The following is a 13056-nucleotide window of genomic DNA, read 5'->3' as shown; positions in this document are numbered from 1 at the left end:
AAGGCCCATCCATCGTTCCCGCAACGGTTCTGACGGTGGCCTGCCGTGCGGCGATCCGGTGCGCTGGCACGATCGAGCGAGGCTGGCACGGCGGCAAAGCGGATCCATTCGCTAAAACGTGCCGGAGCCACCTCCCCCGTTCGCTTCGAGCGAAGTCGAGAAACAAACCGCAAAAGCTGATTACGGTTTCTCGACTTCGCTCGAAACGAACGGAAGGATAGAAATCGCGCTCCGGCTGAACCTGAGCCTACCCGAACGGCCGCTCGATCGACGACGGCGGCGCGCTGAACCATTTCGGCCCGGCCTCGGTCATGTGAAAACAATCCTCCAGCCGCACCCCGAACTTGCCCGGCAGGTAAAGCCCCGGCTCGTCCGAGAAGCACATGCCCGCCGCGAGCGGCGTCGTCTCGCCATGGACCAGGTTGACCGGCTCGTGCCCGTCCAGCCCGATGCCGTGGCCGGTGCGGTGGGAGAGGCCGGGGAGCTTGTAGCGCGGGCCATAGCCCAGGCTCTCGTAGAGCCGGCGCACCGCGTCATCGACGCTGCCCGCCGGCGCGCCCAGCGTCGCCGCGGCAAAGGCGGTGGCCTGCCCCTGATGGACATGATCCCATACCTTGCGCTGCTCGGCATTGGCGGCGCCGAACACGAAGGTGCGCGAGACGTCGGACTGGTAACCCTGGACCGTGCAGCCGCAGTCCATCAGCACCACCTGGCCGTCGGCCACCACCTGCGGCGCGCGGCTGCCATGCGGATAGGCCGCCGCCTCGCCGATCAGGATCAGCGCGAATTCGGGGTCACCCCCCAGCTTTTCGGTCGCGGCGTTCATCAAGGCGCCGATATCGGCCGGTTTCATGCCCTTTTCGATCCGCGAATGAGTCCAGCGATAGGCGGCGATCGTCACGTCGGTCGCTGCCTGCATCAGCGCGATCTCGGGCGCGGTCTTGATCATGCGGCAGCCGCGCACGACCGGATTGGCGGAAACGAGCTTGGCGCCCGGCAGGACCTTCGCCAAGCCGTTGACCGCGAAATAGCGCAGGGTTTCCTCGATGCCGATCGGGCGCGTGGCCAGCTTGTGGTCCTTCAGGAAGCCGGCGACGACCGCCAGCGGATCCTCATCCTCCTGCCACACCCGCACCTCGGCCGGCACGCCGAGCGTCTGGCGCACCGAGGGTTCCTCGAAGAACGGCGTAACGATGCACGGATCGCCCTCGACCGGCAGTACGGCCGCGGTCAGCCGCTCGCTGCGGCCCCAGCGCACGCCGGTGAAATAGATCAGCGAAGATCCCGGCTCGATCAGCACCGCGCCGATGCCGTTCGCCTTCATCAGCCCCTGCGCCCGGGCGATCCGCGCACGGCGCTCGTCGGCGCCGATCGGGGCAGTCCCGCCGGTAATGGCGTTCAGTGCGGAAAGATCGGGTTCCGCCGCGCGCAGGATCGACGGCACCGCGAGCAACGAAAGACCCGTCATCGCGCCGCCGAGCAGTTCACGTTTCGTCACGCGCATGGGGCGCCCTTTCCGTTTGTTGCGCGCGGACATAAGGCGCTTGACCGCGCCGCCGCAATCCCCTTCCCTGCCGCGCAAATCTCCCGGGGACATCTTCATGGCCAAGCGCCTTACGCTCTACATCATCATCGGCCTGGTGCTTGGCCTGGTCGTCGGCTGGGGCCTGCATCTCGCGATCGACGACGGCACGCCCGCCTCCGCTGCGGCGCTCGAGAAGATCGCCGGCTATTTCTCGATCATCACCACCTTGTTCCTGCGCCTGATCAAGATGATCATCGCGCCCCTCGTCTTCTCCACCCTCGTCGTCGGCATCGCGCATATGGGCGATACCGGCGCGCTCGGCCGGGTCGGGCTGCGCTCGCTCGCCTGGTTCATCTGCGCCAGCCTRTTGTCGCTGACCCTCGGCATGATCCTCGTGAACCTGCTCCAGCCGGGCGTGGGCCTCGGCCTGCCAGTCCCCCCAGCCACGGCGGATGCCGGGATCGTGAAGACCGCCTTCAACCTGAAGGACTTCGTCACGCATGTCGTGCCGTCGTCGATGATCGAGGCGATGTCGACCAATGAGATCATCCAGATCGTGGTGTTCTCGGTGTTCGTCGGCGTCGCGATCACCGCGGTCGGCGACAAGGCCGCGCCGCTGGTCCGCGCGCTCGAGGGCCTGGTCGCGGTGATGCTGCAGATCACCAATTATGTGATGCGCTTCGCCCCCTTCGCGGTGTTCGCCGCCGTCGCCAGCACGCTCGCCGAACGCGGGCCGGGCGTGCTCGCCGATCTCGGCTATTTCATCCTGACCTTCTATGTCGGGCTGGTGCTGCTCTGGCTGCTGCTGATCGGGATCGGCTTCCTGTTCATCGGCAAGCGCACCGCGCTGCTCGTCCGCTATATCCGCGATCCGCTGATCCTCGCTTTCTCGACCGCGTCGTCCGAGGCCGCTTATCCGCGCACGCTGGAGGCGCTCGACCGGTTCGGCGTGCCGCCCAAGATCGGCAGCTTCGTCCTGCCTTTGGGCTATTCGTTCAACCTCGACGGCTCGATGATGTACATGACCTTCGCGTCGTTGTTCATCGCCCAGGCGTACGGCATCCATCTCTCGCTCGGCGAGCAGATCACCATGCTGCTGGTGCTGATGGTCACGTCCAAGGGCATTGCCGGCGTGCCGCGCGCGAGCCTGGTGGTGATCGCGGCGACGCTGTCGCTGTTCAAGATCCCCGAAGCAGGCCTGTTGCTGATCCTCGCGGTCGACCATTTCCTCGACATGGGCCGCTCCGCCACCAACGTCGTCGGCAATGCGATCGCGGCGAGCGTGGTGGCGAAATGGGAGGGCAGCCTCGATCCGATCGAGCCGCCGGATGTGGAACCGCCGCACGCGCCGTCAAAGGGCGTGCTTTAACAAGCTCACTTCGTCTCACCGTTCGCCTGAGACGCTCAGCGCGAACGGTGAGGTTTTCGCCTCAGGCGTAAGCGTAAGGCCCGCCCTTCGCGAGCGCCGCCTGATAGGCCGGCCGCGCATGGATTCGGTCGAGCCAGGCGATGGTATGCGGGCGCGAGGTGTCGAGCCCCGCGCGGTTGCGCGCGGCTTCTAGCGGGAAGCTCATCATGATGTCGGCGCCGCTGATCTCCTCGCCGGCGAACCATGGACGCTGGGCCAGTTCGGATTCGACATAGTCGAGATGCACGTCGATCATCGGCTGGATGCGCTTCGCGACCTTCTTGCCGAGGAACGGGATGCGATTGACGACGAGCTTCACCAGCAGGGGCGGCATCATCGATCCTTCCGCATAATGCAGGAACTGGCGGTAGCGGAGTACTGAATCGCGGTGCGGCTGCGGGCCGAGCTGACCGTCGGCCTTCTCGACCAGATAATCGATGATCGCGCCGGTTTCGGCAATGACCCGGCCGTCGTCGCTGTCTTCGATCACCGGCGACTTGCCGAGCGGGTGCACCTTTTTCAGCTCGGGCGGGGCAAGCATGGTCTGCTTGTTCCGCTCGTACCGCCTGACCTCATAAGGCATGCCGAGCTCCTCGAGCATCCACAGGATGCGCTGCGAGCGGGAATTTTCGAGGTGGTGCACGATGATCGTCATGGGCGATCCTCTCTTATCTGTTGTGTGCCGACCATAACCACGCCGCGGCCGGGAAATCCACGACATCGCCGGAACGGTGACGCGCGATGACGGCCTCGACCCGGCCCAGCATCGCCGCCCGCTCCCCGGCCGGCGCCTGGCGGAGCAGCGACGCAGCCGGCCCGATCCGCTGCAACAGGCTCAGCGCATCGGCGAGCGGATCGATCCCCTGTCCGGCGCGATAGGCGAAATCGACCGGTCTGGCCTCGATCCGCGACCATCCCGCCGCGTCCAGCATGGCACGGACGAAATCCGGATCGGCAAAGGCGAAGGGGCCGGGCACGTAACCCTCAGGCGCCGGCGGCATGTCGCCGATGGCGGCGGTGACGAGCTCGGTCGCCCAAGGGTTGAGCGCCGTTTCCCGGAAACAGGAAAAGATCAGGCCGGCGCCGGGCTCCGTCCCCTCGCGCAAGGTCGCAAAGGCCGTAACGGGATCGGGGAAGAACATCACGCCGTGGCGCGAGACGATGAGATCTACGGGTGCGAGACCGGCGAGATGATCCTCCGCCGGGCCGCACCGGAAGGAGAGATTGTCCAGGCTCCGCGCCCGTTCCGTGGCGATTGCGATCAGCGAGGGCGAGATGTCGATCCCGACCACCTGCCGCGCCGGCAGTGCCCCGGCTGCGGCCAGGCTGGTGGCGCCGGCGCCGCAGCCAATATCGACGATCGTCTTGCTGCCCGGCGCCGCCATGTCGAGGATCGCTGCATTGAGATGCACCGCCAGCCCGGCGAGGCAGCGGTCGGTCCGCTGCCATTCCTCCGCCCAGACATCGCCGACGGTACCCGACCAGTCGTTCGCGCTCGTCATGCTTTTCCGTCTCCACGCCGCGCGATCAAGGCCCGGTCGGGGCCGCTCTATCCCGCATCCGCCGGGCGAACCAGCATGGCGAAGGGAAATCGCAGCCCGCAATCCCAACCCGAAATCCCCGGCCAAACCCCTGTGCCCCACAATATGAAAGGCCCGCCGACGCGGGCGGGCCTTTCCGGGTTTTGCGACGGGGAAACGCCGCGTGAAGTCAGGTCTCAGAGATCGCCGTCATCGTCCTCGGGCTCGGGGCCGGCCATCATCTCTTCGGCGACCTTGTCGGTCCGGGCCCGGATCGCCTTTTCCAGGCGATCGGACATTTCGGGGTTTTCCTTGAGGAAGGTCTTCGAATTCTCCCGGCCCTGGCCGATGCGGACGCTGTCGTAGCTGAACCAGGCGCCCGATTTCTCGACCAGCCCGGCCTTCACGCCGAGATCGAGGATTTCGCCGATCTTGGAGATGCCCTGGCCGTACATGATGTCGAATTCGACCTGCTTGAACGGCGGCGCGACCTTGTTCTTGACGACCTTCACCCGGGTGGTGTTGCCGATGATTTCTTCGCGGTCCTTGATCTGGCCGGTGCGGCGGATGTCGAGGCGAACCGAGGCGTAGAATTTCAGCGCGTTGCCGCCCGTCGTGGTCTCCGGGTTGCCGTACATCACGCCGATCTTCATGCGCAGCTGGTTGATGAAGATCACCATGCAGCGCGAACGGCTGATCGAGCCGGTCAGCTTGCGCAGCGACTGCGACATCAGCCGGGCCTGAAGGCCGACATGGCTGTCGCCCATCTCGCCCTCGATTTCAGCGCGGGGCACCAGGGCCGCGACCGAATCGACCACCAGCACGTCGATCGCATTGGACCGCACCAGGGTGTCGACGATCTCGAGCGCCTGCTCGCCGGTGTCGGGCTGCGACACGATCAGCTCGTCGATATTGACCCCCAGCTTCTTGGCATAGACCGGGTCGAGCGCATGCTCGGCATCGACGAACGCCGCCGTGCCGCCGTTCCGCTGCGCCTCGGCGATGACGTGGAGCGCGAGCGTGGTCTTGCCCGAGCTTTCCGGCCCGTAGATCTCGATCACGCGGCCGCGCGGCAGGCCGCCCACGCCGAGCGCGATGTCGAGCCCAAGCGAACCGGTCGAGATCGCCTCGACCTGCATGGTTTCCTTGGAACCCAGCCGCATGGCCGAGCCCTTGCCGAACGCGCGGTCGATCTGAGCGAGCGCCGCGTCGAGTGCCTTGGCGCGCTCGGAGCTCGCCTTGTCGTTGGAGACTGCCATTTTGTTGTCGATGACCTTCAAAGATGCCGCCATTGGAGCCTCCGTCGCTAGACTGATCGTGCCACGCATTCAATGCGTGCTGGAAGCTTCGTACACAGTTTGTTCTACAAGAACAAGAGTGGAACGGTGTTTTTCCTCGACATGCTGATCCGCCTACCCGACGCTGACGGGCTTGCCGCCCTGCCCGCGCCGCGCGATGAAGCATCATGACCCAGGATTTCATCGCCGGCCTGCCCAAGGCGGAGCTCCACCTCCATATCGAGGGCAGCCTCGAGCCCGAGCTGATGTTCGCCCTCGCGACGCGCAACGGCATCGCCATCCCCTATGCCAGCGTCGAGGAGGTCCGCGCCGCGTACAGTTTCTCCCGGCTGCAGGATTTCCTCGACATCTATTATGCCGGCGCGGCGGTGCTGCAGACGCAGGAGGATTTCCGCGACCTCGCCACGGCTTATTTCGATCGCGCCGCGGCGGACGGCGTCGTCCATGCCGAAATCATGTTCGACCCCCAGACTCATACCGATCGCGGCATCGCCTTCGGCACGGTGATCGAGGGCCTGCTGGCGGGCATGGACGCGGCAAAGGCCCGGCATGGCATGACCACGAAGCTGATCCTGAGTTTCCTGCGCCATCTCGACGAGGACGCGGCGTTCGCCACGCTGGAAGCGGCCGAGCCCTGGCTCGACCGGATCGACGCGGTCGGGCTCGATTCGTCCGAGCTCGGCCATCCGCCGGAGAAATTCGCCCGGGTGTTCGCCGCCGCGCGTGCCAGGGGGCTGCGGCTCGTCGCCCATGCCGGCGAGGAAGGCCCGCCCGATTATGTCTATCAGGCGCTCGACCTGCTCGATGTCGACCGGCTCGACCATGGCAATCGCAGCCTGGAGGATCCGGTGCTCACCGCCCGGCTCGCGCGCACCGGCATGACCCTGACGGTCTGCCCGCTGTCCAACCTGAAGCTCTGCGTGGTCGACGACATGGCCAACCACCCGATCGACCGGATGCTCAGGGCGGGCTTGCGCGCCACGATCAATTCCGACGATCCGGCCTATTTCGGCGGCTATATCGCCGACAATTACCGCGCGGCGGCGGCGGCGCGCGGGCTCGACCGGGAGGATCTCGCGATGCTCGCGCGCAACTCCTTCCTCGGCTCCTTCCTGCCCGACGATGCGGTGGCGGCGCATCTCGCCAGCCTCGACGCCTATCTGGAGGCAAGCCGATGACCGTCTTTACCGACATCCCGCACGACGAGTTCGTCGCCGCGGTCCACGCGCTTGCCGCCCTGCTGGCCGATGACGACTGGAAGCCCGATTTCATCATCGGCATCGGCCGCGGCGGCCTCGCCCCGGCGGTGTATCTCAGCCACGCGACCGGCATGCCGATGCTCTCGGTCGATTATTCGAGCCAGGTGAAGGATTTCGCCGACGAACCGCTGGCGAAACTGGCGCGCCGCACCCAGACCGGCGAGCGGCTGCTGTTCCTCGACGACATCAATGATTCGGGCCGCACGATCGGCCATCTGCGCGACGTGCTGAGCGCGGCGGGCGCCGCGCCCGGCACCATCCGCTTCGCCACGCTGATCGACAATGTCAGCTCGGCGCAAAAGGTCGACTATCGCGCGCGGACGATCGACCGGACGGTGAACAAGGACTGGTTCGTCTTTCCCTGGGAGGCAGTGGCCCCCGCCCAGTCGCTGGTCGAGGATGCCGCGGCAGTGCCGGAACGAATCGCCTGAAGTCGTATCCCCGGGCGGTATCAAACCCGTTCGTTTCGAGCGACGTCGAGAAACCGGCCCCATCGCCAGCCAATGTGTCCCGACGTCGCTCGACACGAACGGAGCGAGAAATCGCGCCCCGGCGAGGTTTATCCGAGAGCGTCCAGTGCCTTGGACACCGCGTCCATGGTGAAGGGCTTGGGCAGGGTCGGCCGGTCGCGATAGGCGTCGGCCAGGCTGTCGGCCGATCCGCCGGTCGCGAAGACATAGGGAATGCCCCGCGCCGCCAGTGCATCGGCGATCGGCCAGCTCTTTTCGCCGGCGCGCAGGTTCACGTCGAGGATCGCCGCGTCCACGCCGCCCGCCTCGATCACCGCCAGCGCATCGGCCACCGTGTCGGCACTGCCGGCCATGGTCTTGCCGAGCACGTCGAGGAAATCCTCGAGCATCATCGCGATCAGGGGTTCGTCCTCGACGACAAGAATATTCTGCGGACCGCTCATCGCCGCTCCTTAATCGCCAGCACCCGTCCCCGCCAAGTCATTTCGCTGCCAGCGCGTCCCGCGTGGCCTCGGCAAGCTGTTGAACCGAGAAGGGTTTGGCCAGGAACGAGACATTGTCGAGATCGATCGACCTGCGCAGCTGCTCTTCGGCATAGCCCGACATGAACAGGATCGGCAGGTCGGGATAGCGCGCGCGGACCTGGCGGACCATGGTCGGCCCGTCCATCACCGGCATCACCACGTCGGAGATGAGCAGGTCGGGCCGGTCGTGCCGCTCCAGCAGGTCGAGCGCGACTTCGCCATTCTCCGCGGTCAGCACGGTATAGCCCTGCCGCGCCAGCGCCCGCTCGGCGACCGCACGCACCATGTCCTCGTCCTCGACCAGCAGGACGGTGCCGGTGCCCCACAGGTCGCTAGGCTTGTCCCGGTTTTTCATGGGCACGGTCGGCCTGGCCAGCTGAGACGCGGTATGGACGGGGAGGTAGATGGTGAAGATCGCCCCCTGGTCCTTGTTGTCGGCGAAGATATAGCCGCCCGACTGCTTGACGATGCCGTAGACGGTCGACAGGCCGAGCCCGGTGCCCTTGCCCACCTCCTTGGTGGTGAAGAAGGGCTCGAAGATCTTGGGGAGATATTCGACGGGAATGCCGCCGCCGGTATCGGCGACCTCGAGCGCGATATAGTCGGCGATCGGCAGGATGTCCGACCCCATGCGTCGCACATCGGTCGCGCTGACCGCCTTGGTCTGGATCGTGAGCGTGCCGCCGCCGCGCGGGTCCTTGGCCAGCATCGCGTCGCGCGCATTGACCGCGAGATTGACCACGACCTGCTCGAGCTGCCCCGGATCGGCGCGCACCGGGCCGAGGTTGCGGCCATGCTTCACCGTCAGGATCACCGTCTCGCCCAGCAGGCGCTTGAGCAGCTGCGATACCTCGGAGATCACGTCGGGCAGCTGCAGCACCTGCGGCACCAGGGTCTGCTGGCGCGAAAAGGCGAGCAGCTGGCGGGTCAGGCTCGCCGCGCGGTTCGAATTGGCGCGGATCTGCTGGATGTCGTCATAATCGCTGTCGCCCGGCGAATGGCGCATCAGCATCAGGTCGCAATGGCCCAGGATCGCGGTGAGGATATTGTTGAAATCATGCGCGACGCCGCCGGCGAGCTGGCCGACCGCCTGCATCTTCGTCGCCTGCGCCACCTCGCGCTTCAGCCGGGTCTCCTCGCTATTGTCCTTGAGGCTGAGCAGCACCGCGGCATCGCCCAGCCCGCGCGCGCCCGCGATCGAGAGGGCGACGGGCTCTTCCGGATGGTCCTTCAGCCGGACCGCGAGATCGGTCGAATGAGTGGCGCCGTGCGCGAATCGCCGGATCGCATCGGCGACGACACCCTTGTCCTCGCGCACCAGCAGGTCGCCGGGGTAGAGCGGCGGCGCGGCGGGGTCGACCGCGGCGGCGCGGGCAAAGGCATCGTTCATCTGCAGGAACCGGCCGTCGCGGTCGACCAGCGCCATGCCGAACGGCATCAGCGAGACGAGGCTGCGCACATGCGCGCTGGCGCTGGCGCCGATCGCCGGTGCGCTCGCCCCGCTTTCCTCGTCGAGCATGACCACCAGCATCGGCGCGTCGTCGCCGTCGAGGAACGGCACCTGGAGCACTCGCAGGGCGCTACCGGTCAGCCCCTCGCGCTCGAACCGGACCAGCCCATGACTGTCGGTGATGAGGAAGCGCGCAAAGTCGCGGCCGGTCACCACATTTTCCTCATGGCCCATGGCGCGGGCGCGCAGCACGCGATTGGCGGCGCGGATCCGGCCGTCCGGGCCGATCAGCGCGGCCATGACCCCGGCCGCCGCGAGCCGGTCGCCGGTCGGGCCGCCGATCAGGCTCTCGACGGTGGCCGCGAGGTCGAGCGCCTCGACCCCGCGGAACCGCCAGACGAGCAGATCGTCGTCCACCCCTGCCCGCTCGATCTCCGCGCGGAGCGGGGTGCCGCGCCCGAGCAGCCGGTCGATCGAGGCGCTGCCGTCGCGCCAGGCCGCGCGGCCGGCGGCGCCAAGGTCGCTGACTCCCGTTTCGTGCACGGGAACGGCCGGCGGCGTCGGGAACCCGCCGAACAGATCTTCATATCGGTCGTTCGCGCACACCAGCCGCCCGGCGCGATCGGTGATCGCGACCGCATCGGGGCTGCTCGCCGCCAGCACGCGCGCGACGCTCCAGTCGGGCTCGGCGGTATCGCCCCCGGCGGATGGAAAAAGGCGGCTGAACAGCAGCAGGGCGCCGACGATCACCAGGCAGGTCGCAAGGAAGGCGGCGGCCGCCACGAGGCTCCCGACCACGGCAAGAATCAGCAGCGCCGCGACCAGTCCGCAGGCACCCGCCAGCAGCGCGGCGACCAGCACGGGCGCGCGCGTCGCGGTGGAAGAGACAGGAAATCTGGCCATCCCGTTTCTCTTTGGCCGCCCTCAGGGACGCGTCAAGCCGCTTACCAGATACGAACGCGCTGTTCCGGCGCCAGATAGAGTTTCTGGTCGGGCCCAGGCTTGAACGCGTCATACCAGGGATCGAGATTGCGCACGATCCAGGCCCGCTGCCGCGAAGGAGCATGGGGGTCGGTCAGCAGCCGGTTGCGCATGTCCGCCTCGCGGTAGCTGCGCCGCCACACCTGCGCCCAGCCGAGATAGAATCGCTGGTCGCCGGTATAGCCGTTGATCACCGGCGCCGGCTTGCCGTTCAGCGAGGCATGATAGGCGTCATAGGCGGCGCTCAGCCCGGCGAGATCGGCGGTGTTCTCGCCCAGCGTCAGCCTGCCCTTCACCTTCATGCCCGGCAGCGGCTCATAGGCGTCATATTCCGCGACGAGCGCATCGGTGCGCTTGTTGAAATTCTCCACGTCCTGCGGCGTCCACCATTCGGTCAGTCGGCCGTGCAGGTCGAAGCTTGCGCCCTGATCGTCGAAATGATGGCTCATCTCATGGCCGATCACCGCGCCGATGCCGCCATAATTGACCGCCGGATCGGCCTTGGGGTCGAAGAAAGGCGGCTGCAGGAGCGCCGCCGGAAAAGTGATCGCGACCAGCGTCGGGTTGGCCTGGGCGTTCACCGTCATCGGGGTCATGCCCCATTCCCAGCGATAGATCGGCTTGCCGAGCTTCCTGACATTATAGGCATGCGCCCATTGGTTGGCGCGCCGGGCATTGCCGAAGGCGTCGCCGGGCACGATCTTCAGCGCCGCATAATCCCGCCACTGGCTCGGATAGCCGATCCTCGGCGTGAACGCGGCCAGCTTGGCATGCGCCTTTACCTTGGTCTCGGGCGTCATCCAGTCGAGCTTGTCGATCCGCGCGTTCATCGCCGCGATGATGTTCTTCACCAGCGCATCCGCCGCCGCCTTGGTCTCGGGCGGGAAATATTTCGCGACATAGAGCTTGCTGACATCGTCGGTCAGGATCGCGCTGACATGGTCGACCGCGCGCTTCCAGCGGTCCGGTTGTTCCGGCGTGCCCGAAATCACCGTGCCGAACATCGCGAAACGCTCGTCGTCGAACGCCTTGGGCAGCACCGCCGAATAACCATCGAGCGAACGCAGCAGCAGCTGGTCGCGCAGCACGCCGATCGGCGCCTCGCCGATCAGCTTCGCGATTCCGGCAACGGCGGTGGGCTGCGCCACGATCACCGTGTCGACCGGCGTGCTGACGCCCTTGAAATAGGCCGCGAAGTCGAAGCCGGGCGCGATCTTCTTCAGGTTCGCAACCGACATCTTGTTATAGGTCTTGTTGGCATCGCGATTGTCGATGTTGCTCCAGCTGACCTTGGCGATCGCCGTCTCGAACTCGACGATCGCCCTCGACCGCGCCTCGGCATCGGGTTCGCCGGCAAGCGTGAACATCCTGGCGATATGGGCCTGATAGGCTGTCTTGGCCTCGGCGAGCTTGCCGTCGGTCGCGAGATAATAGTCGCGGTCCAGCGCCAGCCCGCCCTGCCGCATCTGCAGCGCATAATGGTCGGGGTCCTTGGCGTCCTGGCCCACGCCCGCGACGAACGGCACGGGCACGCCGTTGACATCGGCCTCGGCGGCAAGCCTCGCATAGCCCGATCTGGCGTTCAGCGCCTTGATCCGGTCGAGCCAGGGCCTGATCGGCGCAAGCCCCTTCGCCTCGATCGCCGCGGTGTCGAGATAGGCGGCATAAGCGGCGCCGATCTTCGAGCCCCTCGCTTTCTCCGCCTCGAGGATGTCATGCGTGCGCTCGCGCGACATGTCCTGCAGCCCGTCGAACGCGCCGTAATTGGCCTTGTCCGCCGGGATCGGCGTGTTCTTTTCCCAGATGCCGTTCACATAGCCGTAAAAATCGTCACCCGGCGGGATGGTCCGGTCCATGCCAGCCTCGTCCACGCCGAAATCGCCAAAGGCCGGCCTAGCCGCGGGCGCCGCCGCGGCGTCGGCCGGGGCCGGCGTGCGCGGCGCGGGGCTGGCGGCGGACAGGCCCGCCAGCATCGTGGCGGAGAGCAGGAAAATCGTGAAGGCGGATCTGTGCATGGAGCATCCTGGACGGGAATAGGGATGCGCGCGTGTTCTAACCCGATAACACGCCTAGTCAATTTCGCGGTAGCGAACGGTGCGTTATTTCGGCCGAGCGTGCGCGCGGGCGCGCCATTTCCGGGCGACTCTCCAGCGCCAGCCAAGCGCCGCCACGGCATAGCCGAGAACAGAGAGAGTCAGGGTGATGATGAACAGCCCGACCACGGTCGCCGGTCCCGCCGTGGAGAGCAGCCAGTGCAGCCAGCTCGAATTGGCCGCGACCTGAGTCGCGATCGGTGCCCCCGGCACCTTTGCGTCGAGATGCAGCACCCATTTGCCGATCCAATAGGCGGCGACCCAGAGCGGTGGCGTGGTGAACGGGTTGGTGATGAAGGTCATCGCCGCCGCGACCGGGATATTGGCGCGGATCGGCAGCGCCAGCACCGCCGAAAAGGCGATCTGCGCGACCGGGAACAGGATGCCCGTGACCATGCCGAGCGCCACGCCGCGCGGCACGGAGCGACGGGTGAAGCGCCAGAGCGCGGGCGCGAGCACGCGGTGCGCCACCGGCCGCAACAGCCGGTTCTGTTCCATGCTCTCGCGCGTCGGCATGGTGCGCTGCCA

At 66.7% G+C, this 13056-nt stretch carries 11 protein-coding genes; 3 read left to right on the top strand and 8 right to left on the bottom strand.

Translation table 11 applies throughout. From position 1 onward, the window contains the following. Window positions 1-247: 247 nt before the first annotated feature. A complete protein-coding gene (locus AC1DX5_RS03760) occupies window positions 248-1468 on the bottom strand; it encodes a M24 family metallopeptidase (protein WP_478014347.1) in 1221 nt (406 codons plus the stop codon). Between the two features lie 133 nt (window positions 1469-1601). Here AC1DX5_RS03760 and AC1DX5_RS03755 point away from each other — a divergent pair, with 133 nt between their 5' ends. Then, complete coding sequence (locus tag AC1DX5_RS03755; RefSeq protein ID WP_478014251.1) at window positions 1602-2894, top strand: dicarboxylate/amino acid:cation symporter; 1293 nt, start codon at window positions 1602-1604, stop codon at window positions 2892-2894. Window positions 2895-2955: 61 nt separating this feature from the next. Here the strand turns inward: AC1DX5_RS03755 and AC1DX5_RS03750 are convergent, their stop codons facing one another. The 3 genes from AC1DX5_RS03750 to recA all read right to left on the bottom strand — a co-directional run bounded on the left by AC1DX5_RS03750 (window position 2956) and on the right by recA (window position 5745). After that, entirely contained in the window at window positions 2956-3588 is a 633-nt protein-coding gene (locus AC1DX5_RS03750) for a glutathione S-transferase family protein (protein WP_465176711.1), read from the bottom strand. A gap of 13 nt (window positions 3589-3601) precedes the next feature. Continuing rightward, entirely contained in the window at window positions 3602-4435 is an 834-nt protein-coding gene (locus AC1DX5_RS03745) for a class I SAM-dependent methyltransferase (RefSeq protein WP_478014249.1), read from the bottom strand. Between the two features lie 215 nt (window positions 4436-4650). Next, window positions 4651-5745 (bottom strand): recombinase RecA, encoded by a 1095-nt coding sequence (gene recA / locus AC1DX5_RS03740; RefSeq protein WP_465176709.1) that lies wholly within the window; start codon window positions 5743-5745, stop codon window positions 4651-4653. A gap of 173 nt (window positions 5746-5918) precedes the next feature. Between recA and AC1DX5_RS03735 the strand changes: the two genes are divergently transcribed. Together AC1DX5_RS03735 and AC1DX5_RS03730 are read left to right on the top strand one after the other, a co-directional pair. Continuing rightward, window positions 5919-6929: an adenosine deaminase gene (locus AC1DX5_RS03735; protein WP_478014247.1), complete on the top strand. Its 1011-nt coding sequence runs from the start codon at window positions 5919-5921 to the stop codon at window positions 6927-6929. Continuing rightward, the gene (locus AC1DX5_RS03730; RefSeq protein WP_478014246.1) at window positions 6926-7441 is read left to right on the top strand and encodes a phosphoribosyltransferase; all 516 of its coding nucleotides are present in this window, start codon (window positions 6926-6928) and stop codon (window positions 7439-7441) included. Before AC1DX5_RS03735 ends, AC1DX5_RS03730 begins: the two co-directional genes overlap by 4 nt. Before the next feature lie 128 nt (window positions 7442-7569). Here the strand turns inward: AC1DX5_RS03730 and AC1DX5_RS03725 are convergent, their stop codons facing one another. The 4 genes from AC1DX5_RS03725 to AC1DX5_RS03710 form a co-directional block, all read right to left on the bottom strand. Beyond that, a complete protein-coding gene (locus AC1DX5_RS03725; protein ID WP_478014245.1) occupies window positions 7570-7923 on the bottom strand; it encodes a response regulator in 354 nt (117 codons plus the stop codon). Between the two features lie 37 nt (window positions 7924-7960). Continuing rightward, on the bottom strand, window positions 7961-10357 hold the full coding sequence (locus tag AC1DX5_RS03720; RefSeq protein ID WP_478014243.1) for a hybrid sensor histidine kinase/response regulator: 2397 nt from the start codon (window positions 10355-10357) through the stop codon (window positions 7961-7963). A gap of 41 nt (window positions 10358-10398) precedes the next feature. Next, complete coding sequence (locus tag AC1DX5_RS03715; protein WP_478014242.1) at window positions 10399-12450, bottom strand: M13 family metallopeptidase; 2052 nt, start codon at window positions 12448-12450, stop codon at window positions 10399-10401. Between the two features lie 84 nt (window positions 12451-12534). Beyond that, window positions 12535-13044, bottom strand: a complete 510-nt coding sequence (locus tag AC1DX5_RS03710) for a DUF2062 domain-containing protein (RefSeq protein WP_465173930.1) — start codon at window positions 13042-13044, stop codon at window positions 12535-12537. Window positions 13045-13056: the final 12 nt, after the last annotated feature.

It is taken from the genome of Sphingomonas sp. P2_B6 (genome assembly GCF_056404755.1).
Note: the sequence above shows the minus strand (reverse complement) of the source record. Positions and strands in the feature narration are given on the sequence as shown.

Coding starts and splice junctions, on each gene's coding strand:
- AC1DX5_RS03760 (WP_478014347.1), bottom strand. CDS start 1,468: ATGACGGGTCTTTCGTTGCTCGCGGTGCCGTCGATCCTGCGCGCGGCG.
- AC1DX5_RS03750 (WP_465176711.1), bottom strand. CDS start 3,588: ATGACGATCATCGTGCACCACCTCGAAAATTCCCGCTCGCAGCGCATC.
- recA (WP_465176709.1), bottom strand. CDS start 5,745: ATGGCGGCATCTTTGAAGGTCATCGACAACAAAATGGCAGTCTCCAAC.
- AC1DX5_RS03735 (WP_478014247.1), top strand. CDS start 5,919: ATGACCCAGGATTTCATCGCCGGCCTGCCCAAGGCGGAGCTCCACCTC.
- AC1DX5_RS03720 (WP_478014243.1), bottom strand. CDS start 10,357: ATGGCCAGATTTCCTGTCTCTTCCACCGCGACGCGCGCGCCCGTGCTG.
- AC1DX5_RS03715 (WP_478014242.1), bottom strand. CDS start 12,450: ATGCACAGATCCGCCTTCACGATTTTCCTGCTCTCCGCCACGATGCTG.
- AC1DX5_RS03710 (WP_465173930.1), bottom strand. CDS start 13,044: ATGCCGACGCGCGAGAGCATGGAACAGAACCGGCTGTTGCGGCCGGTG.
- AC1DX5_RS03745 (WP_478014249.1), bottom strand. CDS start 4,435: ATGACGAGCGCGAACGACTGGTCGGGTACCGTCGGCGATGTCTGGGCG.
- AC1DX5_RS03725 (WP_478014245.1), bottom strand. CDS start 7,923: ATGAGCGGTCCGCAGAATATTCTTGTCGTCGAGGACGAACCCCTGATC.
- AC1DX5_RS03730 (WP_478014246.1), top strand. CDS start 6,926: ATGACCGTCTTTACCGACATCCCGCACGACGAGTTCGTCGCCGCGGTC.